We start from the raw sequence: 23,920 nt of genomic DNA, 5'->3' as shown, positions 1-23,920 counted from the left end.
CTGTGGGTGTTACGCGTTGATAGCAGGTTGTGCGGCGGCCTGACGATCTAGTTCCGCGACCCGGTCGAGCATCGCCTGGTTCCGCTCCATTGGCCGGGCCGGGGGAAAGACCAGCGTCGTCTGTAGGCGCAGGTCCGCTTCCACCAGGTCCGACAGGCGCAACGTCTCCATGCGGGGCGCCGTGATCGGGAGGGTAGCAGCTTCATAGGCGATCACGGGATGGTCGGCCGGGTAGTCCTTGGCCAGCAGCTCGACCAGCAGGCGCCGGTAGGCGGGGCCGGTCGAGAAGCGCGCCAGCGACCGGTCGCCGGCCATGCCGACCTGCCAGAGGATCAGATAGGCCGATGGGTCGATCCGGCGCTTGTAGAACATGAGCTGGCTGGCCTCGTAATGCTGGCAGCCGAAGGTCCCCGGGTCGATGCCCAGGTCGGCGTACAGGCAGTCCTCGGCCGAGATGCCCGGCTCCATGTGCGCCTCGAAGCCTTCGGCCCGGGCGCCGGCGATCGCCTTGTGCGGGACCAGGGCGAAGACGCCGGGATGGCCGTAGAACACGCCGCAGACCCGGCGCCCCGCGCGGACCTCGACCAGCATCGCCTCGACCATCTGCTTGTAGGACGTCAGCCGCGACTGGCCTTCGCAGTAGTAGGGCTGCAGGCTGCGGGTGTCCGCGCGCATGTCCTGCACCCACAGCTCCACCAGCGGATCGGAGACCAGGGCGAAGACCACGTCGGCCTGTTCGATGTGGCTTCGCGAACGCGGGCTGACATGGGCGCCGAGCATCATGCCCAGGCCGACGCAGGCCAGTGTGCCTTGTGGTGTCATGGCTAACCCCCGTGGAAACCCCTAATTTATCCGGTTTGCCCGGCGGCCTCCAATGGCTTGGGATGCCAGCGCTCGCGGATCAATTCCCAATAACGCTCATGGCTGCCGATGCGGGCGGAGTCACCGCGCTCAAACCGGAGCTTGGTCATCATCCCGTCGACAGCGATGTTCGTGGCGTTTTGCCTAATCCATAGCAGGCGCAGCGGCATCATAGTGAATGCCCTGTCGACGACACCCGCCATCGATTCCGTGCCATAGCCCTTGCCCTGCCCGGCCGACAGCAGCATCACGCCGATCTCGGCAACGTCCGGCTCGAGCTTGTCGACGAACAAGCCCACCAGGCCCACCCCCTCCGCCTGGCCTTGCCCGCAGACGATCCAGCGTTGCCGGGTCGGCGACTGTTGCTTGAGGGCTGCCTGGAAACTCCGCTTCGCCGCCTCCATCGTCATCGGCTCGGCGATATGCCGCATCAATCCCGGATCGGTGTAGAGCCGGCAATACAGGACTTCATCGCCCTCGCCGATCGGACGCAGGTGCAGGCGTGGCGTGTCGAAGCCATCCAACAAGGCGTCGTTCGCGCGTGGAACGACGGTTGTGCCGATGTGATCGTCCATCTGCTGTGTCAGCCCTCCTCCGCCTGCACCACCCGGTTGCGACCGGCCGCCTTCGCCGCGTACATCGCCGCATCGGCGCGCTGGATCAGCGCGCGCGTGTCTTCGCCGGGGCGCAACGTGGCCACGCCGACGCTGACGGTCGGCACGCGCTGCGAGGTCGATGTCGACAGGTCCTGCAGTTGCTCGCGGATGCGCTCGGCCACCTGCATGGCCTGTGCCGCGTCGGCGCCCGGCAGCGAGACGACGAATTCCTCGCCGCCATAGCGGCCGATCTGCTCGTGGTTGCGCAGCACGCGCCGCATGAGGTCGGCGACGAGGCGCAGCGCGGTGTCACCGGCCTCGTGGCCATGCAGGTCGTTGAGATCCTTGAAATGATCCAGGTCCATGAACAGCAGGGACAGCGGCCGGCGGGTGCGGCGGGCCGCCTCCTCCAGCACGGCCAGCCGCTCGCTCCAGGCGCGGCGATTCCACAGGCCGGTCAGGGGATCGACGTCGGCCAGGCGCCGGGCGCGGTCGCGGTCGCGACGCAACGCGAGGCTGCGATCGGCCAGGCCCAGCGACAGCACCAGTGCGTCGAATGCCCCTGCCGCCAACGCCGCATCCCCGCTCCACGTCCAGTCGGCGAGCAGTCCGTAGAGCTGCAGGCTGCCCAGCACCGTCACCGCCAGCAAGGGAACCCAGCCTACGAGATAGAAGATCGCGTAACGCGAGCCGCGCCAGGCAACCAGTGCCGCCACCACCACGATGAGCGGGCCGCCGAGGATCAGCAGCGGATTGATCAGTACGCGGGCCAGCGGCGCGAGCGCTGGCGCCAGCCCCAGCAGCGACAGCAGCGTCGTCAGCCCGGCGAACCCCAGCAGCAGCCGGCGGCCACCCGGCGCATGGCGGCCAACGTCGGCAAAGCGATCCAGGAAGAGGATCGCCGCCACCACCGATACCGTCGTCGCGATGCGACCCCACAACCGCGGCGCCTCGGCCACCCACTGCCAGGCCAGCGGGTCGTACACATACCCGGACTGGATGGACAGGATCAGCGCGTAGGCGATGACGAACACCGCGTACCAGGCGAAGGTGACGTCGCGCAGCTCGACCGCGAAGAACAGGGCCATCAGCGCCATGGCCGCCATCACCGCGAGGCAGGCGCTGGCAAATGCCAGCCAGCGCGCATCGGCGTGCAGGTACTCGGCAACGGGCAATACGGCAAAGGTCATGGGCGCCGCGATCACCCCGTCGGCTTCGACCTGCAGGCGCAATGGCTCGGCGCCCGCTGGCATCTCGTGGAGGGGAAATACCAGCCGGTCGTGCGCGGGCCATGCGTCGACTTCGACGCTGCCGAACTGCGCACGCTGGCCTGCGGATGCGCCGGGGGGAAAGAACGTCAGGACCTGCAGGCCGGGCGATCGCGCCTGCAACACCCAGTCGCCCGGTGGCCAGGCGCCGTTGGCGGGCCGCAACTCGATCAGCGCTCCGCCTTCATTCGGAGGAAACACCTGCAACCGCGCGGGATCGAAGTGGCGCAGCGGGGCATCCTCTCCACCGGCCTGGGGCGTCGCCGGGCGCCAGCCGCCTTCCAGGCCGAGGGCCGATGCCGAGGCGACCATCCACGGCAGGCAGGTTGCCAGCACCAGCAGCCACGCCAGTGCCCGGCATGGCCCCCTGGTCAGGGGCCGGGCATCGGCCGACAAGCGATGGCGTGAAAACCATGTCACGACGCCAAGCGTACGTGAGCAATGCGACACGTGCGACGGCGATCGAGGTCGAAGAATTCGAACCAGCGCGGATGCAATGCCTGCATGCGATCGAGCGGGTCGCGCGAGAAACCGAGCTTGAGGAGGTCCTCGTAGGCGCACGGGAGCACATACAGATAGCAGCGCCCGCGACTGGGCCCGCGGTTGCCTGGTTCGCGTGGGTCGATGCGTCGCGCCATGGTGGCAAGCTTACGGACGATCATGCGCACTGGGCATCAGCGCGTCTCACCTGCCATGCACGCCGCGCTGAACAGGATTCGAGCCATGCCAACGATCAAGATCGCCACCTTCAACGTCAACGGAATCCGCTCGCGCCTCGCGCCGCTGCTGCAGTGGCTGGACAAGGAGAAGCCAGACGTTGCCTGCCTGCAGGAGCTCAAGGCACCGGACGATGCATTCCCGATCGACGCCATCCGTGCCGCCGGATACGGCGCCATCTGGCACGGGCAGCGCTCGTGGAATGGCGTGGCGATCCTCGCCAGGGGCGCCGACCCCGTCGAAAGCCGACGCGGCCTGCCGGGCGACCCCGACGACTCCCACAGCCGCTACATCGAGGCCGCGGCACATGGCGTCATCGTCGGCTGCCTGTACCTGCCGAACGGCAATCCGCAACCAGGTCCGAAGTTCGACTACAAGCTGGAATGGTTCGATCGGCTGATCCGGCACGCGGCGACGCTGGTCGACAACGGCCACCCCGTGGTGCTGTGTGGAGATTACAACGTGGTGCCGACCGACGAACTCGACATCTACAACCCGCGCTCGTGGCGCAAGGATGCGTTGCTGCAGCCGGAGAGCCGCGACTGCTACGCGCGCCTGCTGGCACAGGGCTGGACCGATGCGCTGCGCGTCCTGCATCCGGACGAAAAGATCTTCACCTTCTGGGATTATTTCCGGCAGCACTGGGAACATGACTCGGGCTTGCGCATCGACCACCTGCTGCTCAATGCAGAGCTTGCGCCGCGACTGCGCGACGCCGGCGTTGATCGGTGGGTGCGTGGGCTTCCCGGTGCAAGCGATCACGCTCCGACATGGATCACGCTGAACCCGGCGAAGAAAGCACGCGCCACGCAGTCAGAAAGTAAAATCACCGGCAATGCAAGCAGGCAATCGAAGCCGACAGCAACGATGCGGAAGACATCGCGCGTTGCCGCGCCGAAAAATATTCCTGCACAGCGAAAGCATTTTCGCTGGAGCATTCAAGCAGATGATCCTTGCTTAACGACTCATGGCCGCTCGACTAACGCACGAACGTTTAAATTTTCTCCCATCAGAACAGGTACGCACCTGGACTGAGATGGTGCAAGCCTGCACTGTTGATCGCAGAGGAGAAAAAAAGATGGCGAACCAGAACCAGTCGAGCAACGACAACACCCGCGGCGGCGATAGCAGCAATCGTGGGTTTGCGGGCATGGACGACGACAAGCAGCGCAAGATCGCCCAGAAAGGCGGCGAGGCTGTCAGCCAGGATCGCGAGCACATGTCCGAGATCGGCCGCAAGGGCGGTGAAGCCTCGCATGGCGGCGGGAGCCAGGGTGGCAGTCAAGACGGGAAACAGGGCGGCAGCAGCAGCCGCGGTGGCAGCCAGGGCGGTCGCAATTCCTGACGCGATCCCGACCGGCAAGCATGGCGCCCGCTGGTGCGGGCGCTTTTTTTTAGTGACTGAAATCGACGGCGCGGGATGGCCGTCGCGTGGTCAGTCGGCCTCGGCAGCAGCCTCGCGTCCCTGCTGCCGGATCAAGGCTTCCTGGCGCGCGTCCTCGATCGACATCCGGACCGCATGCACGTCGGCCTTGTGCAGGTCGAATACGAAGTGGCCGGTGAGTGGCGTATCGGCCTTGAGCTCGCCCGCCTCGTAGAGCTTCCACATCTCTTCGCCGAAATGCGTCGCGTTGAGTTCGGGTGCGAACCGGCCCAGGCTGTCGCGCAGGTTGTGCACGTCGCGCAGCAGCATCTCGCGGGCGGCGTTGTTGCCCGCGGCACTGACGACCTGTGGCAGGTCGATGATCACCGGGCCTTGGGCGTCGACCAGCACGTTGTATTCGGACAGGTCGCCGTGGATGAGGCCCAGCGCGAGCATGCGCACGACGTCGCGCACGAGCGCCGCATGGAATTCCCGCGCCTGCCCGGGGGTGAGTTCGACATCGCCCAATCGTGGCGCGCTGAAACCATCGGCATCGGTGACCAGCGCCATCAGCAGCACGCCGTGGTGGAAACCGTGCGGCTGCGGCACGCGCACGCCCGCCTCGGACAGCTGGTACAACGCATCGACCTCGGTGTTCTTCCACGCCGTTTCCTGCTCGCGGCGCCCGAACTTGCTGGCCTTGCCGATCGCGCGCGCCTGGCGGCTGCCGCGGACCTTGCGCCCTTCCTGGTATTGCACGCGCGCCTGGAAGCTGCGTTGCGCCATGTCCTTGTACACCTTGGCGCAGAGCACCTCGTCGCCTGCCCGCACGACATAGACCGAGGCTTCCTTGCCGCTCTTGAGCGGACGCATGACCTCGTCGATCACGCCGTCGTCGATCAGCGGCTGCAAGCCCTTGGGCGTCTTCATCGGCCAGCGCTCCGGTAGCGGCGGCATTCAGCTGCGATCCGATCCATCAGGCCTTCTTCAGGAAACACGTCTTCAGCACCAGTCCGTGAATCCTGTCCGAATGTCCCTCGATGTGCTCCGGATCGCCGTCGACCAGGCGGATATTGCGGATCAGCGTGCCCTGCTTGAGCGGAATGGATGAGCCCTTCACCTTGAGGTCCTTGATGACGATGACGGCGTCGCCTGCGCACAGGATGGTGCCGTTGGCGTCCCTCGGCGCGGCTCCCTGCACGTCCGCTGGCGGTGCCGACGGCCATTCATGCCCGCAGACCGCGCACACGGCCCGGTCGCCATCGGCGTAGGTGTTGTCGCTGCCGCATTGCGGGCAGTCGGGCAGATCGGACATGCGAGGGATTCCGGGAAAGCGCGCAGCCTACACGGACTGGGTGGCCGGGGCACCCGTCGGCGGGCGGCAATAGGGGATGGCATTCATGCCGCACAGGCCCCCATGGCGAGCTCGAATGAGCGCACCCGCGCCGCGTGATCGAAGATGTTGGCGGTCAACAGGAGTTCGTCGGGGCGGTGCTGCGCGATGAACCGCGCCACGCCATCGCGGATCGCCTGCGGTGCGCCAACCACCGCGCAGCCGAGCGCGCGATCGACACCGGCCTTCTCCTGTGGCGTGCAGAAGGCATCGATATCGCTGGCGCTGGCCAGCGGCGGCGGCACCAGGCCCGGACGCCCGCGCCGCAGGTTGATGAAGCTTTGTTGCTGGGTGGTGAACAGGCGAGCCGCCTCCGCGTCGCTGTCGGCTGCGACGACATTCAGCGCCAGCATCACCTGCGGTTGCCGCAGGCGCGCGGATGGGCGGAATTCGCCGCGGTACACCGCCAGTGCCTGCTCCAGCGCGTCGGGTGCGAAGTGCGAGGCGAACGCGTACGGCAGTCCGAGCATCGCGGCCAGGCGCGCGCCAAACAGGCTGGAGCCCAGTATCCACACCTCGATGCTGCTGCCCGCGCCCGGCACCGCCTGCACGGCCTGCCCCGGTTGCGCTGGCTCGAAATAACGCAGCAACTCGACCACGTCAGCAGGAAATTCATCGGCGTTGGCGTAATAGCGTCGCAGCGCGGTGGCGGCTGCCTGGTCGGTGCCCGGCGCGCGTCCGAGACCCAGGTCGATGCGGCCGGGATACAGCGCATCGAGCGTGCCGAACTGCTCGGCCACCTGCAGGGGCGCATGGTTGGGCAACATGATCCCGCCCGCCCCGACCCGGATGTGCGTGGTGCCGCCGGCCACGTGTCCGATCAGCACCGCCGTCGCCGCGCTGGCGATCCCTGGCATGTTGTGGTGCTCGGCGAGCCAGTAGCGGCGATACCCCAGGCGTTCGGCGGCGCGTGCCAGGTCGAGCGTATTGGCGAACGTCGCCCGCACGTCGCTGCCTTCGGTGACGGGGGCAAGATCAAGGACGGACAAGGGGATCATCGGCGGTCTCGCGCGGGCATTCCCGATGAGATGGGGGCGCCCGGCGCGAAATCACCGGTGCACGCTGCAGGACGTGGCCGCCACCGGCGGTTGGCTCAGGCAGCCAGTTCCCGGGATAGCTTGCGCAGGCGCGCCTCGAGCTCCTCGACCCGGTAGGGTTTTGCCAGGAAATCGCAACCCTCGGGAATGGTCGGCAATTGCCCGCGCGCATACCCCGACACCAGCAGGACCTTGATATCCGGCCGGATCGCGCGCGCCTTGTGCAGCAGGTCGACGCCGCTCATGCCCTTGGGCATGACGATGTCGGTCAGCAGGATGTCGATGTCGTCGTCGCGCTGGATGATCTCGAGTCCCGCCGCGCCCTCGTCCGCCGTCAGCACCGCGTATCCCATGTAACGCAGCGCTTCGACGGTGACGAGCTGCACGTCCGGATCATCCTCGACCAGCAGGATCTTGGTGGGCGTACACCCATCCGCATCCGTCGATTGCGAGCCGCCTGCGCGCACGGGCAGGTAGAAACGAACGACCGTCCCGCCGCCGACCGCGCTGTCGATGTCCACGTAGCCACCGGACTGCACCGCGAAGCCATAGACCTGGCTCAATCCCAGTCCACTGCCCTTGCCGACATCCTTGGTCGTGAAGAAGGGTTCCGTCGCGCGTGCGCGCACGTCCTCCGTCATGCCCACGCCGGTGTCCTCGACGGAGACGCACACGTACCTGCCGGGCTTCCCGGCGCCCTCCAGCCCCAGCGCGTCCCCGGGCGCAACGTCGTACTCGCGCGTCCGCACGAGGATGCGCCCGCCATCGGGCATGGCATCGCGCGCGTTGACGACCAGGTTGAGCATCGCCGCCTCGAACTCGCCGACATCCACGTCCACCAGCCCCAGCGCGCGCGACAGGCTGAGTTCGATCTGCACGTTGTCGCCGACGGCGCGACGCAGGACCGATTCGGCCGAATAGAGCACTGCGTTGAGGTCGCGGCTTTCGGGATTGAGCGTCTGCCGGCGCGAGAACGCGAGCAGTTGTCGCGTCAGCAGCGAGCCGCGCTCGCCTGCGCGCTGCGCCACGGCCACCAGTCGACGGACGCGCTGCGCATCGCCGCTGTCGGCGTTGATCAGGTCCAGGCTGTTGGTGATCACCGTCAGCAGGTTGTTGAAGTCATGGGCCACGCCAAACGTCAGCTGGCCGATCGCCTCCATCCGGTGTGCCTGCAACATCGCCTGCTGGGCGACTTCCAGCGCCTCGGCCTGCTGCCGCCGCTGGGTCACATCGCGCGTGATCTTGGCGAATCCGACAAGGGTGCCATCGTCGTCGAACACGGGGTCGATGAGGACGCTGGCCCAGAAGCGCGTTCCATCCTTGCGAACGCGCCAGCCTTCTTTCTCATACTTCCCCTCCGAGATGGCCGTGGCCAGCGCATAGGCGGGCTCACCGCCATCGCGGTCCTCGGTCGTGTAGAAGCAGGAAAAATGACGGCCGATGACTTCCTCGGCGCGATAGCCCTTGATGCGCTCGCCGCCGGCATTCCAACTGGCGATGTTGCCGTTCACGTCCAGCATGTAGATGGCGTAATCGGTGACACCCTGCACGAGCAGCCGGAACTGGCGCTCGCTCTCGCCAAGCGGGGCCCGGATCTCACCCGACTGTGCCGGCATGGCGGCGTTGCCGACAGGCTCGCAGCTGATGTCTCTCCCGCTCACGCAATCTCCGGGACTGCACTGGTTGCAATCGTTGGTTGGAAGGCCACCAACAAGCCGTGGCGCATCCGGCGGAGTGTACCGATGAGGGGCGTGAAGGCGCATGCACCGGGGTGCGGGGACCCCCAGGGCAACATGTGACGCTCGTCACGCTTGAAAGCGTCATATGACCGCCTGGTCCGCATGGCTGGGCGGTCCCAGCAGCCCGGCGTCGCGGTCACGCGCGGACACCACCGCCCGCGCTCACTACACTGCAACACCCCGCACAAGACTGGCCATGACCGACCCGATTCGCCTCGACAAGCGGGTTTCCGAGCTGATGCGTTGCTCGCGGGCGCAGGCGCAGCAGTACATCGATGGCGGCTGGGTGTCGATCGATGGCGTCGTCTGCGAGCAGCCAGGTACTTCCGTCACCTCCGGGCAGGTGACCGTCGCCGAGGACGCGCAGCTCAACGCGATCGAGCCGGCGACGATCGTCTGGCACAAGCCGGCGGGATTCGATGCAACGCAGTCCGCAGGGGCGATCACCGCGGCCAACCGCAGCGCAACCGACGATTCCGGCGTGCGGCTGCTGCAACGGCACCTGCACGGGCTGACCGCGCTGATGCCGATCGACAGCGACGCCAGCGGACTGGTGGTGCTGTCGCAGGATGGGCGCATCTGGCGACGGCTCACCGAGGACTACGCCGCGATCGAACAGGAATTCGTCATCGAGATCTCGGGCGACCCGGTGCCGTACGGGATCGCGCGCCTGTGCAATGGCCTCCAGTACCAGGGCCGTTCGCTGCCGCCGTGCAAGGTCAGCTGGCAGAACGAAGTCCGGTTGCGGTTTGCCATCAAGGACGTGCGGCCCGGCCAGCTGCGCCACATGTGCGAGGCGGTCGGCCTTGGCGTGGTGTGGATGCGCCGGATCCGGGTGGGCCGGATTCCGCTGGGCAAACTGCCCGTCGGCGAGTGGCGCCACCTGCCTGCAGGCGCGCGTTTCTGAAACACCGACCTGCTGCACGTCAGCCGGGCTGACGATCCCGCCTGCGCGAGCCGGATCAGCATCACGGACACGGCAGTGCTCCGCGGCAATGCGCTGACATTCCCTTCACGTCGACGAGAGGCTCCCTCGCCGACCCTTGAAAGTCCCGCCCCGCAACCACACACGCGGGGCAGCGTCCAGCGGTTCCCAAGCAGCGCACGCGGCTGCCCGTGGACGTCGTGGAGCGGACATGGAACGACAACAGATCGAAGAAACACTGGCACTGCTGCAGGCACAGTGTGCGGTCCAGCATCTGATGCTCCGGGCGATGCTGCGGTTGCAGCCCGATCCGATGGCCCTGCTCGAGGCGTGGCATGCGGTTCGCGCCGATGCGGAGCGCGCGACCTCGGTCCTGCCCGCCGATGCCCGTCACAGCCGTTGGCTTGCCGACCAGATGCAATGCTTCGTCGAAGACTGGACCGCGGAACTGGCCGACGTGGCGGCGATGAACACCGAACCCGCACGCCACGCCCCGCAGGCCCGACCGCGCCAACGGCGTCCGCCATCGCGCGCAACGCGTCCGAAGACGAATGCGGACCGTGGGCCGTCCTCCTGATCCGCTGATATCCATTAGCACCGACCCCAGCGCGCTGCAGCGACTTGTCGCGCCACCGCCACAGGCTCACCGCTCCATGCCCAATCCAAGTGCCGGCATCCTGCTGTTCAAGCATTGCGATGGCGAATTGCAGGTGTTGCTTGCCCACCCTGGCGGGCCGTTGTGGCGTCATCGCGACGATGGCGCGTGGTCCATTCCCAAGGGCGAACTCGCACCCGGTGAGGCTGCAGATGTCGCCGCGCGACGGGAGTTCGCCGAGGAAACCGGCGTGGCGCCGGACGGTGTCCTTCAAACCCTTGGGACTGTCCGCCAGCGCGGTGGCAAGCAGGTGGAAGCCTTCGCGCTGGAAGGCGACTTCGACGTGACGTCGCTGCGCAGCAATCCATTCGGGATGGAATGGCCGCCGCGCAGCGGGCAGCTGGCGTCGTTTCCGGAGATCGACCGCGTGGAGTGGTTTTCGTTGCCGGTCGCGCGACGCAGGATCCTCGATGGCCAGCTGCCTTTCCTCGATCGCCTGGCGCTGCTGCAAGGGCATGCGCCGGATTGATCGTCGGCGTCAGCGCAGTTGGCTGTCCTTGCTGCCGCGGCGGTTGTAGCCGCTGGCATGGCCCTGCTCCTGGTCGTGTGCTTCCTGGCAGGCGATGCACAGGCGAACGCCCGGGACCGCTTCGCGGCGCGCCTGCGGAATGCCGGCGTCGCATTCCTCGCAACGTTCAAGGCCCGGACCCTGCGGCAGCTGGCTGCGGGCACGCTCGATGGCGTCCTTCACGGTCGCATCGATCTGCTCCTGCACGGCGCCTTCTTTTGCCCAACCGGTTGCCATGGTGTCCCTCCGTTGTTCGAACACTGACCGGTAACAGGATAAGACGTCCGGAGTGAACACAAGGCAGCCGCCTGGGGACCGATGGTCGGCGTGAATCGCATCGCCCGCACGTCGACTGCATCCGGTGATGCCTGCGTGGATCAAACGCAGCGTTGCATCCATGGCCGCTGCGATCGTCGGCCGCGAACCCATGAATGGATGCTGGCGTCCTTCATCGCCTGCAAGGAATCCCATGTCCGTGACTGCAACCGCAGCTTCCCCACTGTTCACCCCGACCCACCTGGGATCCATCCCGCTGGCCAACCGCATCGTGATGGCGCCGCTCACGCGCAATCGCGCCGTCGGCGACCGCGTGCCGACGCCCATGGCCATCGAGTACTACGGGCAGCGCGCCAGTGCCGGACTCATCATCAGCGAGGCGACGCAGGTCAGTCCGCTCGGCCAGGGCTATCTGGATACACCCGGTCATCGCCAATCCCGACCTGGTCGAACGCATGCGAACCGACGCTCCGCTCAACCAGCCCGCACGCGAGACACTGTATGGCGGCGGCGCGAAGGGTTACGTCGATTACCCGACGCTGGAGCCCGCCATCGACGACGTGGTGGCCTAGCCGGCGAGAACGCGGCCGCGGCCCGCGTTCTTGGCCGCGTACATGCCCTGGTCGGCACGCAGGATCGTCTGGGCGGTGTCCTCGCCCAGTCGGTATTGGGCGACGCCGGCTGAAAACGACAGTGGCGGATCCCCGGCGTCGTGCGGCATCCCGCGCACGTGATCCAGCAGCCGCTCCATGGCGTCGAGCGCCTGGGGCGCGTCGCTGCCGGGCATGAGCACCAGGAATTCCTCCCCGCCCCAGCGCGCGACGAGGTCGCAACCACGCACGTTGCGTTGCGCCACGATGGCAAAGGCCTGCAGCACGCGGTCGCCGCCGGCGTGTCCGTGGGCGTCGTTGACCCGCTTGAAATGGTCCAGGTCGATGAGCGCCACGCTGAAAGGCGTGCCCTGTCGCTCCGCCCGTGATTGCTCCTCGCCCAGCCGGTGCTCCATGTGGCGCCGGTTGCACAGGCCCGTCAGCGCGTCATGGGTCGCCAGCCGCTGCACCTGCTCCAGCGCCTGCATCAGCTCGGTGCGCTGGGATTGCAGGCGCATGCGCAGCAATGACAATCGTGCCGCCAGCCACGACAGCGCCGGCAACATGATCGAGATCATCAGGAAATTGATCAGGTCCAGCCGCAGGTTCGCGTCGCGCAGCGACCAGGTATCGACGCCCGGCTCCAGCGCATGGCCGACCATGATCGTCCCGAGGAGGCTGGCGAGGGTGAGCGCGGTCAGCAGCGCGATCTTGCGCCAGCTCAATGAAAACGCGGCGAACGTGAAGATCAACAGGAGCGGGAACAAGGTGACGCTGCGCACCGGCCCGCAGATCAGGTATCCCCACTCGACGCCGATCACGCCCAGCATCAGTTGTTCGACGGTCAGCGCAGGGTCGCTGAAGCGCTCGCTCCAGCCGCTGCGCAGCGCGACATAGATCACCGCCAGGACGGTGGCCAGGAAGATGCACCAGGGAACCAGGCGACTGGCATCCATCCAGCCAAGTCGCAGGCCGAACCAGAGCACCAGGCCACTGGCGGCGTAGGCGAGCGTGCCGATCAACCATTGCGTCAGCCGGATGCGCCTGCGCGGATCGGCCCCCAGCGCAAACGCGGAAAGACGACCTGGTGGCTTGCGGCGGGTCGCCGTCCCCGGGTCCGCTTCGGACACCGCGGGCGCGGGGTGCTCTGGCATGTCCAATCAGTCTCCCCATGCGACTGTTTGACGCGGCCATTATCGACATTCGACAAGCAGGCGCGTGAAGGGCCAGGAATGTCGGCGCAACCACGCTCGTGGCCAGACCTCTGGGCACCGCGCCCAGGAGCCGGTCAGGCAGATCGATGCGCGAAGTGACCCCGCCGATCCGCAGTGACATCACCGCCACGACGCTCGTTGGGCTCCTGCATGGCCATGTGGCCGAACGGGCCCAGGACTTGCACTTTCACCGACCGCCGGCGCTCGATCCCACCCAACTCACTGCCAACGGCAACAAGCGCGCAGGGAAATTCCGGACTCCTCGTCATCGGATGATCCAGCGCCAGCGTCACATAGGCCTTGGCGTCCATCGACGCGACCAGGGCGTCGACGATGGCTCCGGAGATGCGCATGGTTCCGCGGTATCGCGCGGGACCGTGCACGGCAGTGGCCTCCATCGACGGCAGGAAGCACGTGGGAACCAGCAGATAGGCCTCGCGGCAACGGTAGACGGAAACATGCATGTCGCACCTGTCGTTGGCCCTTCAGGGACCTTGCTGACGGATGCTGGCCCCTTGCCGGGCATCCGTTGATGATCCAGATCAAGCCGGCCTTTGACCGACTGCCATCCGGGGACATGGGCTCCCAGCCCGGCACACCTGCCGCCCCAGTCCATCAACAAACGCGTCGCCCGCGCGCCGCCGGCCACGACACCCTCGCCAGGATTGACGCGGATCAAACCGCAGGGCGGACAAAGGGACTACCGTTGTCTTGCCGGCACGCAGTCCCGCGTGGCCGGGGGAGCGAATCGATGAGCACCAGCCGCAAGACCGCCGCCGGCGGACGCAACGGGCACGCCACTGCATTACAGGCTGTCGCCCTGCTGCTGTTTTCGTTTCTGTCACTGCAATCACCGCCTGCGCAGGCGGTGCCCTCCTACGCCAGGCAGACCCAGCAGCCTTGCAGCGGATGCCACGTTGGCGGTTTCGGGCCGCAACTGACGCCATTCGGTCGCCAGTTCAAGCTCTCCGGATACACGCTGAAGGTCGGCGACGACGCCAAACTGCCCTTGTCGGCGATGATGGTGGAGTCGTTCACGCATACACAGAAGGCGCAATCCGAAGCACCCGGAAAGCATTTCAGCCGCAACGACAACACCGAGCTGGAGCAGGCGTCGCTGTTTTTCGCCGGCCGGCTCAGTGACCACCTGGGCGCCTTCGTCCAGGCCACGTACGAACAGGCCAGCGGCATCGTGGGCTGGGACAACGCCGAGCTCCGCTACGCGCGCACCTTCAGCGGCGCCCGCCACAACGGCATCTGGGGCCTGACGGTCAGCAACAACCCGACGCTCAGCGACGTCTTCAACACCGCGCCAGCCTGGCAATACCCGTACATGGCGCCCGATCTGGCGCCTGGTGCACCGGCCGCACCGATCCTCTTCGGCGGGCTGGGGGGCCAGGTCATCGGGGCCAGTGCCTATACCCAGATCGACGGCAGCTGGTACATCGAGGCAGGCGGATTCCGCACGCTGTCACCGGCCTTCCTCGGGCATGTCAACGCCGACTATGACGGGCGATTGTCGAAGACCGCACCCTACGCGCGCATCGCGCGCACCTGGGATATCTGGGGCGGAAACCTGGAAGTCGGTGGCTTCGCGCTCGACGCCCGCCGCCAACTCGCGGGGGAAGATCCCGTTGGCAACGTGATTTCGCTTGGAGGCCCGTCCGACCGCTTCCGCGATCTTGGCGTGGACGCCAGCTACCAGAACTTCGGCGATGGCACGCACACCTACACCGTGAACGCCCTGTACGTCGACGAGCGCCAGCACCTGGACGCGACCTTCGATGCCGGCGGCGCGGAACACCTGCGCAACTCGTTGCAGGCACTCAACATCAATGGCAGCTACTGGTACCGCAATACATGGGGTGCAACGCTGGGCGCATTCGCCAACAACGGCAGCGCCGACACCATCCTGTACGGCGATACCCGGTCGCCGAACACGCAGGGCGGCACCATGGAGCTTGACTGGAACCCACTGGGCCAGGCCAATTCCTGGGGCGCGCCTTGGGCCAACATCCGGATCGGGCTGCAGTACACGTTCTACACGCGCTTCAGTGGCGCGGTGCACAACGTCGATGGCGCCGGCCGCAATGCAAGCGACAACAACACCTTGTTCGCCTATCTCTGGCTGGCGCTGTAGCCGCCCGCCGCCCCTTCCCCCCACGACAGGACTCCTCCCATGCGCACCCTTCTCTTCCTCGCCGTATTCCTGGCATCCGGATTCGTCCATGCCGAAAGTTGCACGATCGACCTCAAGTCCAACGACGCGATGAGGTTCGACCAGCACAGCGCCACCGTGTCGTCGACATGCAAGACCATCACCGTCAATTTCTCGCACACCGGCAAGCTCCCGGCGCAGGCGATGGGACACAACCTGGTCATCGCATCGGCGGCTGACTACCAGGCCGTTGCGCAGGACGGTTTGAAAGCCGGCCTGGCCAACAACTATGTCAAGCCGGGCGACACGCGCGTGATCGCGTCGACCAAGATCATCGGTGGCGGCGAGAGCACCAGCACGACGTTCCCGGGCAGCAAGTTGAAGGCCGGTGGCGCATACAAGCTCTTCTGCACCGCCCCGGGCCACCTGGGGATGATGACGGACCAGCTGATCGTGAAATGATCGCTGCGCGGAGCGCACGATCGATTGGCTGACCAGGATCCATTGCCATGACGCGCGGCGCCTTTCGGGGCGCCGTCGCTTTCAGCCGCTGCAGCCACCACAGCAGATCGACGGCAACTGCCGGACCCGATCCGGCGTGATCGGCAATCCCGCCCCGCAGACCAGCGAGACCAGCTGCACTGCATCGATCGACGTCGCGATCCGCAACGTGTTGCCGCTAGGGTCGACATCCACCAGCGCCGATGGATCCGCTGCCTGGATCGCCTCCTCGATTGCCGCAAGCCCCGCTACCGGCCCGATCAGCCTGATGTGGAATTCCATCGTGCCCCTCGTCGTTGTCGTCGGCGCCCACGGCGCATCCCTGCGCGCAGGTTGACCGACGCAGGAAGCCATCGCGTTGACCCCGGTCAAGCCGTGCCTGCACGTCGCACACCAACTGCCTTGCCCGCAATGAAAGCTTCGCGGTGAGTTGACCCGACTGGACCAGCCGGGTGTTCCTCGTCCATGACGCGCGTCGCATCCTGACGGACTCCAGTCGGGACCCGCACGCGCAAGCCGGTCGGGCCGCCATGTCTTTGCTATCGTTCGGCCTCGCGATCGCCATCATCCGGGAACCCCATGCGACAGCTTTTCTTGACTCCTGCACGCCTGCTCCTGCTGACGTGCCTGTGCGCCGCCACCTGCGGTGCGTGGGCGGCGACGCGGGATTTCGGCGACCTGCATTGGCGCCTGCTGGGGCCGTTTCGCGGCGGACGCGTGCTGGCGGTCGCCGGCGTGCCAGGACAGCCGCGTCATTTCTACTTTGGCGCCGTCAACGGCGGCGTGTGGGAAACGCATGACGCCGGCCGCAGCTGGCAGCCGATCTTCGACGAGCAGCCGGTCGGCGCGATCGGCGCGATCGCGGTGGCGCCTTCGGACCCGAACGTGCTGTACGTCGGCACCGGCGAAGCGGACATGCGCTCGGACATCGCACAGGGCGACGGGGTCTATCGCTCGCGCGATGCGGGCCGGCATTGGGTGAAGGCCGGCCTGGGCGACAGCCAGCAGATCGGCAAGATCATCGTCGATCCGAATCATCCGGACACGGTCTTCGTCGCGGCGCTTGGCCATCCGTATGGCCCGAATGCGGAACGCGGCGTCTTCCGCTCGCGCGATGGCGGCGCCCACTGGCAGCGCGTGCTCGGCAAGGGCGACGACACCGGTGCGATCGACCTGGCCTTCGAGCCGGGCAATCCGCAGGTGATCTACGCGGCGCTCTGGCAGGTCAGGCGCACGCCGTGGAATGTCTATCCGCCGGCGACAGGCCCAGGCTCCGGCCTCTACAAATCCAGCGATGGCGGCGACACCTGGACGCCGATGCGCGGCAACGGATTCCCCGATCACGCCGGACGCATCGGCATTGCCGTCGCGCCGGGCGACGCATCGCGCGTGTACGCGATCGTCGATGGCGACGCGGGCGGCCTGTACCGATCCGACGATGCCGGCGCGCACTGGCGCAGGACCAGCGACGACGCCCGCATCTGGCAGCGCGGCTGGTACTTCGGCCGCATCGCGGTCGATCCGAAGAATGCCGATCGCGTGTATGCCATGAACACCATCGTGCTGCGCTCCGATGACGGCGGCGCGCACTTCAATGCGGTCCAGGGCGATGCGACCGGCGACGACTTCCACGAGCTGTGGATCGATCCGACCGACCCGGACCGGCAGATCCTCGGCGTCGACCAGGGCGCGATCGTCACCTTGAACGGCGGCAAAAGCTGGAGCAGCTGGCACAACCAGCCGACGGCGCAGATGTACCACGTCAGCACCGACAACCGGTTTCCGTATCGCGTCTATGGCGCGCAGCAGGATTCGGGCGCGGTCGGGCTGCCCAGCGCGGCCACCGGCAACGAACGCATCACCATGGAGCAGTTCAAGGAAGTCACCGTCGGCGGCGAGAGCGGCATGATCGCGCCGGACCCCAGGGACCCGGACATCGTCTACGGCGGTGGCGTCGACCGGCTCGACCTGCGCACCGAGCAGACGCGTTCGGTGGACCCCACGCTCGCCGAACCCGACGCGCTGTACCGACGCACGTGGACGTTGCCGCTGGCGTTCTCGAAGGTGGATCCGAAGGTGCTGTATTACGCCAACCAGCGGATCTTCCGCACCGCTGACGGCGGCGAGCACTGGACCCCGATCAGCCCGGACCTCACCCGCGAACAGCCCGCGACGCCGTCGAACCTCGACGACACCACCGTCGCCAACAACCTCGGCACCGGGCCACGGCGCGGCGTGGTCTATGCCATCGCGCCCTCGCCGCTCGCAGCCAAACTGCTCTGGGCCGGCACCGACGACGGCCTGGTCTGGCGCAGCAGGGACGAAGGTGCGCACTGGCAGGACGTCACGCCCGCCGGACTGGGCGCCTGGTCGAAGGTCGGCATGATCGAGGCCTCGCACTTCGACGCCGACATCGCCTACGCCGCCATCGACCGGCATCGACTGGATGATCGCAAGCCCTATCTCTATCGCACGCGCGACGGCGGCAGGAGCTGGACGTCGATCGTCAGCGGCATCCGCGACGGCGACTTCGTCAACGCAGTGCGCGAGGATCCCGGCCAGCGCGGATTGCTGTACGCGGCCACCGAACTGGGCGTGTACGTGTCCTTCGACGATGGCGACCACTGGCAGCCGATGCAGATGAACCTGCCACGCACCTCGGTGCGCGACATCGACATCCACGGCGACGACATGGTCATCGCCACGCATGGCCGCGGGTTCTGGGTGCTCGATGACCTGTCGCCGATCCGCCAGATGGTTGCGGAGCGGTCGCCGGATGCGACGCGACTGTTCGCACCGTCTACGGCGATCCGCGTGCGTCCCGCCGGTTTCACCGGGACCCCGCTGCCGAAGGACGAGCCGACCGCGCAGAACCCGCCATTCGGCGCGCGCATCGACTACCGGCTCGCCGACACGCCGGCACAGCCGGTGCAGCTGGCCATCCGTGACGCATCGGGACAGCTCGTGCGCGGTTACTCCAGTGCCGACAAAGCGCCGACGTACGCGGCTGCGACAGCCGGCACCGCGCCGGAATGGTTCACGTCGCCGTCGGTGCTGGCCACGGCGCCGGGGCTGCATCGGTTCATCTGGCCGCTGCGCTATCCGGCGCTGCCGACCGCTGCCGCTGGCGACGCCTACACCGAGGGCGCATGGGCGCCACCCGGCCGGTACACGGTCGAACTGACCGTCGATGGGCACACGTATCGCCAGCCACTGACGGTCGTGCCCGACCCGCGCGTCAAACTTCCTGCTGACACTTACACGCGCCAGTTCGCATTCGCACGCAAGGTCGAAGCGGCGCAGGTGAGACTGGCGGCCGCACAGGCACAGGCGACCCAGCTGCATACGGCGATCAAGGCTGCCCGCAAGTCGCCCGGCGAACTGGACGCTGCGCTGGCAGCGCTGGATGGAAAAGTCGTCGAGCGCAACGGGCACGTCGATGCGGTCAACCCCTACAACGCCTGGGCGATGCCACCCAGGAGCACGCAGACGTTCGCCTTCCTGGCGCAGGCATTCGGCAAGCTTGGCAATGCCGTCGACGGTGCCGATGGCGCGCCGTCGCCGGACGCGATCACCGGTTACGACAAGCTGATGCCGATGCTCGACGCCACCCTGGGCCTGTGGCAGGCACTGGTGTCGACCGACCTGGCGGCAATGAACGCGCAATTGCGCGGTGCCGGACGGCCCGAACTCAGCCTGGTCGTGGGGTCGTCGGCGAAGACGCCCTGACATCCACGGGCATGGTCAGATCCGCGAGTGCTCCAGCGGGCGCTCGCGGTGCATCAATGTCCACTCGGCGTGCTCGGCCAATGCGGCTTCGCCCAGCGTGCGCAGGATCTGGCGTTGCTCGTGCAGCGAGGTGCTCGCCTTCAGCCGATGCCGTGCCGCGCTGAAGATGCTCTGCATGAAGCGGTATTGCTTGATCAGTTCCTTGTCGGCCTTCTTGTAGGCGTAAGCCTCGTGCACGGCGACGGCAACCGAGAGCACTCCCATCGCCGCCACCATCAGGTTCTGGGTGCGTCCAGCGAGCTGGCGGGCGAAGACCGCGAGCACCACGCTGATCGCGATGCCAAGCCACAAGCTGGTATTGCCGAGCAGCGTGGCGCGCGCGTGCTGGCGCGTGCGCCGCGATGCCGTGACCGTGAAGTAGTGCAGCTGTCCGGGAGAATCGTCCGTGCCGATCCATTCCGAGATCACGGCGGCCACTTCCGCCGGACCCGTGGCCGTCGGCTTGAGGATCCCGTCCAGGCTGGCCCCGCGCATGACGTTGCGGATCCATCCGAGCTCCACATCCTGCTTCTGCAGGAAGTTGTCGTGCGCGAACGACGGTGAGCTGATGTCGACGATGCCGGCGCGGCGCCAGAACGACTGCACGCGCAATCCTTCCGCCAGGGCGCGGTAATCGATGTACTGGCGGTGCCATTCGCGGCGCGTCGCGATCGCTGTCACGATGATGCCCGCGACGAAGAACAACAGGAACAGGTACAGCATCACGTCCTGGTTGGTGACGTCGGAATACAGCACGAACGAAAAACCCATCAGCGCCGCCAGCACGTAGGTGACCAGCAACACCTTGGCCACCCGTCGCTGGTAGGTCGTCGCCAGCCAGTCGGCCACCTGGAAGAGCGCATGGATCGGGCAGCTGTCGCCTTCCACCACCACGGTGGCTGGTCGCGAGCCGATCTGGTCGCCGTACTTCTCCCAGTCCATGTCGAATTCGCAATGCCTGCGGAACATCTGCTCGAAGGATGGCGGCATGTCCGCGTGCTCGACGTAATCCTGGTCGCAGGTCAGCCAGCAGCCATGCGCGCCCACTTCGTCCGCGCTGTCGCGGCGCCCGGTGGGGATGTGATAGGCGATCGTCTCCTCCCCAAGGCCCAGCATCCCCAACACGGCGCGACGGCGTTCAAGCGGACCCGGCATGTCGCCGCGCAGATGGAACGCGACCACCTGCGCGGTCCCGCCCAGCAGGTCGGATCCGCGTCCATCCCACAGCGCCAGCAGGATGTGGCAATGGCTGGACACGAAGATGCCGGCCCGCGCGTATTGCTGGTCGCGGGCAGGCCCGGGCCGGGAGACCGCCGCGGCATCGTTGCCGGGTGCGATCGGCAACAACAGGCGTTCCGCGCGCTGCAGCTGCCGCTCGAACAACTCGAGCGCCGCGGTCTCTTCGAAGTCGTCCCGGTACATCACTTCCGTCACCGGCAGTGGCGCGATGACCCTCAAGCCAAGCTCGAAGGCGACGTCCGCCACCAACTGGTCGCTGCCTTCGGCAAGCGACGACAGCAGGCTGACCGGCAATCCCGGATAGCGACCCTGCAGGTCCTCGAAGAATGCCCGCACCTGCGCACGCAAACGCGGAACCTCCGCCTCCCGCAGGTTGCGGTGCCCGGTCACGCCCACGACCAGGGTGCTGGCGAGCAGCGGCATTGGCATCGGCGGTGTGCGCCGCTACCGGGCGGGCACGTTCCTGATGGCCGGATCGCAGGGGATGAGGTTGTTGGGCGTCGTTCCGGTATCGGTGACGTTGACCTTGTAGGAGCCATCCAGCAGGCCGGTGCAGCTGTCGTTGATCACCCGCGTCCGGGGAGCATTGCCGTGCGTGCTCAGTTGCCCGTTGGGGTCGTTCTGGAAGCTGACCGCGTCACCAACAAACTGGTACCGCGTGTCGGTGGTCGTGGCGAACTTGAGCGTGATGGCTGCGTTGCCTCCGCCGACGCCGTACTGCACCGAGCCATCGTTGCCAGGCATGTTGCCACCGACATACTGGTAGCTGTAGGTGGTGCCATTGACGCTGACGTTTGTCCAGCCGTCGCCGTTGGTGGCGCTGTTGCGCACGTCGAGGGTGGTGGTCGTCGGATTGTTGGCAGGCATCGTCGTTTCTCCATCTCACGGCTGGCCGGAATGGCCCCGAATACAGGACACGCACAATCGTCGATCCGGCACGGGTGCGGCTGCGAGTCCATCGGCGATCGTCATCGCGAGGCCACTGCCGTCGATTGCCTGAACGGCGACAGCGGAACATAGCCGCTCTTGTCGAGGCGGGCGCGGTATGGCGCGGCTTCCGCGCCGCGATGCTGCGCCTGCAGTACGCGCACCAGCAGGTCGAGCCGGTTGAATGCAGGCGGATTGCCCAACCCATCGCGCAACAGGCGCTCTGCCTCCGTCCACGCTGCCATCGACGCCTTGGCATCTCCCCGCGCCTGCGCAACCTGACCCTGCTGGTACCGGGTCCGTGCAACCAGTTGCCGGAGTTCCTCATTCGGCTTTCGGATCCAGGCGGGCTTCAAGTCGGCTTCGGCCTGCGACAGCAACACGGACGCCGAACCAGGGTCGTTGCGTTGGAGTGCCAGTTGCGCCAACAGCAAGCGGCTGTTGGTCAGCGAGCGGAGGAAGCGTGCGTCATCGGGCTCGGCGGCGTGGGCGGCGGTGAACACGCGCTCGGCGATGCGCGCGTCCCCCTCGGCCCGCTCGGGATCACTGCTGGCGGCAAGCTTCGCCTGCCACAAGCGACAGACCCCTGCGATCTGCTGCCACTCGCGGTTGTTGCGGTCCTGGGCCGCGAGCGACTCGGCCAACGCAGTCGCCTCATCCAGCCCGCGACGCGCTTCGGTTGTCTTTCCCTGCACCGCCTGTACCTGCGCCAGCAGGACCCGGGCGTCCAGCCAGGTCTTCTTCCAGATGGCGTTGTCCGGTTCGGCCTGGCGATTGCGGGATACGGCGTCCAGCTGCTCCTGGAAGCGCGCCTGCGCCTCGGACAGCCGACCATCGTCCTGTGCCAGGGTGCCGAGGAACGACGCGGCATTCGCAGCCTCGTCGCGCAGGGATGTGTCCTGCGGATGTGTCTTCAGCCACTCACGATAGAGATTGAGTTCCGCACGGAAGGCCTGCTCCGCCTGTTTGTAGTGGCCACGGCTCTGGTCGAGCACGGCGAGATTGTGGTGGCCATAGGACACCTCGCGTTGCCAGTCGAAATTAGCGGGATCCATTGCCGCAAGCTTCAGGGCGCTATCGCGATAGCGGCGCAGCCACGTCTCGGCGTCGTCGAACTGGTTCTTGCGCCAGAACACCAGGCCGATCCAGTACTCGGCCTGGGCCCGGTCGAACAATCGCTGGCCGTTGTCCGGCTGGCGCTCGGACAGCGCGCGACTGCGCTCGTAGGCCTCGCGGAACGCAGCCATGGCCTGCTCGTGATGGCCTTCATCCAGCCGAACCTGGCCGATGCCGGTCAAGGAACGCGCCTGTTCTTCCAGCGCGCGATCGCTGAGGTCGCGTGGTTGCAGCGTCGCGAAGTAGCTGGTGGCCTTGTCGTCCACGGCGCGCATGAGGTCCAGGCGGCCGACCGTCGTCAGCTTCGTACGCAGGTCGCCGAGCATGAAACCCAGGATGTCCTCCGCCTGCGCCTGGCGACGCTGCGCATCGTTGCGCGCGACGTACGCGGCTGCGGCCAGCCCGAAGGCGACGGCCATTCCGAGCAGCGCGCCGACGGTGATCGCAAGCATGCGGCGGTGCCGCCGCTGCGCTTCGCGCCGCGCGAGCACGTCGTAGCTGACGCCCAGCAGGCCTGCCACCAGGCGCAGGAAGGCGCGATCGCGACCATCGCCCTGGGGGCGCGCGTCGGCAGCCAGCGGTTCGTTGGGTGCACCATCGGGGCCTGGCGCAAGCAGCGCCGGCGGAAAACAGGCGTCGTCGCCACCGCTTGCCGGATCGCCAGCGACCACGAAACACGCGATGCGATCGCCACGCCCCAGCGCCTGGAACGCCTCCACCTCGCGGTTGGCCCAGCGCGAACGCGCCACCGCCGGTGAGCAGATGACGATCAGCGCGGATGACTCCGACAGCGCCGATTTGATCGTCGCGCCGAGATCGCCGGAGGTCGGCAGTTCATCGCGGTCCCTGAAGATGGTGCCGAGCCGGGTTCCGATCGGCCCGTCGGGGCCCGGCGTCCCGACAAGACGCGACGGCACGCGATAAGCCTCCAGCCGACGGTGCAACCATTGCGCCCACCGTGCGTCGGCATGGCTGTAGCTGAGAAACGCCGCGTAACGCATGGGCATCCACGTCGTATCGGTCCATGGCCCAACGTCATCGATCAGGGTTACCGGACAGCAGGGCGTCG

Annotated in this window: 22 protein-coding genes and 3 pseudogenes; 9 read left to right on the top strand and 16 right to left on the bottom strand. The window is 67.0% G+C overall.

The annotated features are described in order from the left end of the window. Positions 1–9 precede the first annotated feature (9 nt). From GST15_RS02390 to GST15_RS02375, 4 genes are read right to left on the bottom strand one after another with little or no spacing between them, the layout of a single operon-like run. A complete protein-coding gene (locus GST15_RS02390) occupies positions 10–822 on the bottom strand; it encodes an SAM-dependent methyltransferase (protein WP_159015670.1) in 813 nt (270 codons plus the stop codon). Between the two features lie 26 nt (positions 823–848). Then, on the bottom strand, positions 849–1,436 hold the full coding sequence (locus GST15_RS02385) for a GNAT family N-acetyltransferase (protein WP_159015669.1): 588 nt from the start codon (positions 1,434–1,436) through the stop codon (positions 849–851). Between the two features lie 8 nt (positions 1,437–1,444). Further along, positions 1,445–3,145 carry a GGDEF domain-containing protein gene (locus GST15_RS02380; RefSeq protein ID WP_159015668.1) on the bottom strand — a complete coding sequence of 567 codons (1,701 nt, stop codon included), beginning with the start codon at positions 3,143–3,145 and terminating at the stop codon, positions 1,445–1,447. After that, complete coding sequence (locus GST15_RS02375) at positions 3,142–3,363, bottom strand: hypothetical protein (protein WP_159015667.1); 222 nt, start codon at positions 3,361–3,363, stop codon at positions 3,142–3,144. The genes GST15_RS02380 and GST15_RS02375 overlap by 4 nt, the downstream gene beginning before the upstream one ends. 85 nt (positions 3,364–3,448) lie before the next feature. Here GST15_RS02375 and xth point away from each other — a divergent pair, with 85 nt between their 5' ends. Both xth and GST15_RS02365 read left to right on the top strand, forming a co-directional pair. Further along, on the top strand, positions 3,449–4,477 hold the full coding sequence (gene xth, locus GST15_RS02370) for an exodeoxyribonuclease III (protein WP_159015666.1): 1,029 nt from the start codon (positions 3,449–3,451) through the stop codon (positions 4,475–4,477). 43 nt (positions 4,478–4,520) lie between these two features. Then, complete coding sequence (locus tag GST15_RS02365; protein ID WP_159015665.1) at positions 4,521–4,787, top strand: con-10 family general stress protein; 267 nt, start codon at positions 4,521–4,523, stop codon at positions 4,785–4,787. A 90-nt stretch (positions 4,788–4,877) separates the two neighbouring features. Here GST15_RS02365 and GST15_RS02360 read toward each other — a convergent pair whose 3' ends face one another. From GST15_RS02360 to GST15_RS02345, 5 genes and pseudogenes are all read right to left on the bottom strand, one after another. Further along, positions 4,878–5,735: a PA4780 family RIO1-like protein kinase gene (locus GST15_RS02360; protein ID WP_159015664.1), complete on the bottom strand. Its 858-nt coding sequence runs from the start codon at positions 5,733–5,735 to the stop codon at positions 4,878–4,880. A 46-nt stretch (positions 5,736–5,781) separates the two neighbouring features. After that, on the bottom strand, positions 5,782–6,120 hold the full coding sequence (locus tag GST15_RS02355) for a zinc ribbon domain-containing protein YjdM (RefSeq protein ID WP_159015663.1): 339 nt from the start codon (positions 6,118–6,120) through the stop codon (positions 5,782–5,784). An 83-nt stretch (positions 6,121–6,203) separates the two neighbouring features. Next, positions 6,204–7,196, bottom strand: coding sequence for an LLM class flavin-dependent oxidoreductase (locus GST15_RS02350; protein WP_159015662.1), 993 nt, complete (start codon positions 7,194–7,196; stop codon positions 6,204–6,206). Positions 7,197–7,291: 95 nt separating this feature from the next. Then, positions 7,292–7,636 (bottom strand): annotated as a pseudogene (locus GST15_RS12845) (response regulator); the annotation flags it as partial. A gap of 66 nt (positions 7,637–7,702) precedes the next feature. Beyond that, positions 7,703–8,851, bottom strand: a pseudogene (locus tag GST15_RS02345) (PAS domain S-box protein); the annotation flags it as partial. 319 nt (positions 8,852–9,170) lie between these two features. On the opposite strand from GST15_RS02345, the gene GST15_RS02340 reads away from it, so the two are divergent. The 3 genes from GST15_RS02340 (at position 9,171) to GST15_RS02330 (ending at position 11,023) form a co-directional block, all read left to right on the top strand. Next, the gene (locus GST15_RS02340; protein ID WP_159015660.1) at positions 9,171–9,881 is read left to right on the top strand and encodes an rRNA pseudouridine synthase; all 711 of its coding nucleotides are present in this window, start codon (positions 9,171–9,173) and stop codon (positions 9,879–9,881) included. Between the two features lie 229 nt (positions 9,882–10,110). Continuing rightward, the gene (locus GST15_RS02335; protein ID WP_159015659.1) at positions 10,111–10,476 is read left to right on the top strand and encodes a hypothetical protein; all 366 of its coding nucleotides are present in this window, start codon (positions 10,111–10,113) and stop codon (positions 10,474–10,476) included. Between the two features lie 76 nt (positions 10,477–10,552). Then, positions 10,553–11,023, top strand: coding sequence for an NUDIX hydrolase (locus GST15_RS02330; RefSeq protein ID WP_159015658.1), 471 nt, complete (start codon positions 10,553–10,555; stop codon positions 11,021–11,023). A gap of 9 nt (positions 11,024–11,032) precedes the next feature. Here the strand turns inward: GST15_RS02330 and GST15_RS02325 are convergent, their stop codons facing one another. Beyond that, on the bottom strand, positions 11,033–11,299 hold the full coding sequence (locus GST15_RS02325) for a DksA/TraR family C4-type zinc finger protein (protein ID WP_159015657.1): 267 nt from the start codon (positions 11,297–11,299) through the stop codon (positions 11,033–11,035). A 232-nt stretch (positions 11,300–11,531) separates the two neighbouring features. Between GST15_RS02325 and GST15_RS12840 the strand changes: the two are divergent. Further along, positions 11,532–11,765, top strand: a pseudogene (locus tag GST15_RS12840) (oxidoreductase); the annotation flags it as partial. Positions 11,766–11,906: 141 nt separating this feature from the next. On the opposite strand, the gene GST15_RS02315 reads toward GST15_RS12840, so the two are convergent. Beyond that, positions 11,907–13,082 carry a GGDEF domain-containing protein gene (locus GST15_RS02315; RefSeq protein WP_159015655.1) on the bottom strand — a complete coding sequence of 392 codons (1,176 nt, stop codon included), beginning with the start codon at positions 13,080–13,082 and terminating at the stop codon, positions 11,907–11,909. A 134-nt stretch (positions 13,083–13,216) separates the two neighbouring features. Further along, entirely contained in the window at positions 13,217–13,606 is a 390-nt protein-coding gene (locus tag GST15_RS02310; protein ID WP_159015654.1) for a hypothetical protein, read from the bottom strand. A gap of 287 nt (positions 13,607–13,893) precedes the next feature. Between GST15_RS02310 and GST15_RS02305 the strand changes: the two genes are divergently transcribed. Together GST15_RS02305 and azu are read left to right on the top strand one after the other, a co-directional pair. After that, a complete protein-coding gene (locus GST15_RS02305) occupies positions 13,894–15,282 on the top strand; it encodes a cytochrome C (protein WP_233263025.1) in 1,389 nt (462 codons plus the stop codon). A gap of 39 nt (positions 15,283–15,321) precedes the next feature. Next, a complete protein-coding gene (gene azu, locus GST15_RS02300; RefSeq protein WP_159015653.1) occupies positions 15,322–15,762 on the top strand; it encodes an azurin in 441 nt (146 codons plus the stop codon). Positions 15,763–15,843: 81 nt separating this feature from the next. On the opposite strand, the gene GST15_RS02295 is transcribed toward azu, so the two are convergent. Next, positions 15,844–16,083 carry a hypothetical protein gene (locus tag GST15_RS02295; RefSeq protein WP_159015652.1) on the bottom strand — a complete coding sequence of 80 codons (240 nt, stop codon included), beginning with the start codon at positions 16,081–16,083 and terminating at the stop codon, positions 15,844–15,846. 297 nt (positions 16,084–16,380) lie between these two features. Here GST15_RS02295 and GST15_RS02290 point away from each other — a divergent pair, with 297 nt between their 5' ends. Then, complete coding sequence (locus GST15_RS02290; protein WP_199268698.1) at positions 16,381–19,530, top strand: WD40/YVTN/BNR-like repeat-containing protein; 3,150 nt, start codon at positions 16,381–16,383, stop codon at positions 19,528–19,530. Positions 19,531–19,545: 15 nt separating this feature from the next. Here GST15_RS02290 and GST15_RS02285 read toward each other — a convergent pair whose 3' ends face one another. From GST15_RS02285 to GST15_RS02275, 3 genes are all read right to left on the bottom strand, one after another. Further along, positions 19,546–21,231 (bottom strand): DUF4231 domain-containing protein, encoded by a 1,686-nt coding sequence (locus GST15_RS02285; RefSeq protein WP_159015651.1) that lies wholly within the window; start codon positions 21,229–21,231, stop codon positions 19,546–19,548. Between the two features lie 21 nt (positions 21,232–21,252). Continuing rightward, positions 21,253–21,675 carry a hypothetical protein gene (locus GST15_RS02280; protein ID WP_159015650.1) on the bottom strand — a complete coding sequence of 141 codons (423 nt, stop codon included), beginning with the start codon at positions 21,673–21,675 and terminating at the stop codon, positions 21,253–21,255. A 101-nt stretch (positions 21,676–21,776) separates the two neighbouring features. Then, entirely contained in the window at positions 21,777–23,852 is a 2,076-nt protein-coding gene (locus GST15_RS02275) for a TIR domain-containing protein (protein WP_159015649.1), read from the bottom strand. Positions 23,853–23,920 lie beyond the last annotated feature (68 nt).

It is taken from the genome of Cognatiluteimonas profundi, from assembly GCF_009792795.1.
Lineage (GTDB): Bacteria > Pseudomonadota > Gammaproteobacteria > Xanthomonadales > Xanthomonadaceae > Cognatiluteimonas > Cognatiluteimonas profundi.
The sequence above is the reverse complement of the archived record's forward strand: the minus strand, read 5'-3'. Positions and strand labels throughout refer to the sequence as shown.

Bases quoted from the DNA above. Each gene is read 5' to 3' on its own strand.
- GST15_RS02315 (WP_159015655.1), bottom strand. From the start codon at position 13,082: ATGCCAGAGCACCCCGCGCCCGCGGTGTCCGAAGCGGACCCGGGGACG.
- GST15_RS02330 (WP_159015658.1), top strand. From the start codon at position 10,553: ATGCCCAATCCAAGTGCCGGCATCCTGCTGTTCAAGCATTGCGATGGC.
- GST15_RS02375 (WP_159015667.1), bottom strand. From the start codon at position 3,363: ATGGCGCGACGCATCGACCCACGCGAACCAGGCAACCGCGGGCCCAGT.
- GST15_RS02355 (WP_159015663.1), bottom strand. From the start codon at position 6,120: ATGTCCGATCTGCCCGACTGCCCGCAATGCGGCAGCGACAACACCTAC.
- GST15_RS02365 (WP_159015665.1), top strand. From the start codon at position 4,521: ATGGCGAACCAGAACCAGTCGAGCAACGACAACACCCGCGGCGGCGAT.
- GST15_RS02390 (WP_159015670.1), bottom strand. From the start codon at position 822: ATGACACCACAAGGCACACTGGCCTGCGTCGGCCTGGGCATGATGCTC.
- GST15_RS02385 (WP_159015669.1), bottom strand. From the start codon at position 1,436: ATGGACGATCACATCGGCACAACCGTCGTTCCACGCGCGAACGACGCC.
- xth (WP_159015666.1), top strand. From the start codon at position 3,449: ATGCCAACGATCAAGATCGCCACCTTCAACGTCAACGGAATCCGCTCG.
- GST15_RS02335 (WP_159015659.1), top strand. From the start codon at position 10,111: ATGGAACGACAACAGATCGAAGAAACACTGGCACTGCTGCAGGCACAG.
- GST15_RS02305 (WP_233263025.1), top strand. From the start codon at position 13,894: ATGAGCACCAGCCGCAAGACCGCCGCCGGCGGACGCAACGGGCACGCC.
- GST15_RS02325 (WP_159015657.1), bottom strand. From the start codon at position 11,299: ATGGCAACCGGTTGGGCAAAAGAAGGCGCCGTGCAGGAGCAGATCGAT.
- azu (WP_159015653.1), top strand. From the start codon at position 15,322: ATGCGCACCCTTCTCTTCCTCGCCGTATTCCTGGCATCCGGATTCGTC.
- GST15_RS02280 (WP_159015650.1), bottom strand. From the start codon at position 21,675: ATGCCTGCCAACAATCCGACGACCACCACCCTCGACGTGCGCAACAGC.
- GST15_RS02285 (WP_159015651.1), bottom strand. From the start codon at position 21,231: ATGCCGCTGCTCGCCAGCACCCTGGTCGTGGGCGTGACCGGGCACCGC.
- GST15_RS02310 (WP_159015654.1), bottom strand. From the start codon at position 13,606: ATGCATGTTTCCGTCTACCGTTGCCGCGAGGCCTATCTGCTGGTTCCC.
- GST15_RS02275 (WP_159015649.1), bottom strand. From the start codon at position 23,852: ATGCGTTACGCGGCGTTTCTCAGCTACAGCCATGCCGACGCACGGTGG.
- GST15_RS02295 (WP_159015652.1), bottom strand. From the start codon at position 16,083: ATGGAATTCCACATCAGGCTGATCGGGCCGGTAGCGGGGCTTGCGGCA.
- GST15_RS02340 (WP_159015660.1), top strand. From the start codon at position 9,171: ATGACCGACCCGATTCGCCTCGACAAGCGGGTTTCCGAGCTGATGCGT.
- GST15_RS02290 (WP_199268698.1), top strand. From the start codon at position 16,381: ATGCGACAGCTTTTCTTGACTCCTGCACGCCTGCTCCTGCTGACGTGC.
- GST15_RS02360 (WP_159015664.1), bottom strand. From the start codon at position 5,735: ATGAAGACGCCCAAGGGCTTGCAGCCGCTGATCGACGACGGCGTGATC.
- GST15_RS02350 (WP_159015662.1), bottom strand. From the start codon at position 7,196: ATGATCCCCTTGTCCGTCCTTGATCTTGCCCCCGTCACCGAAGGCAGC.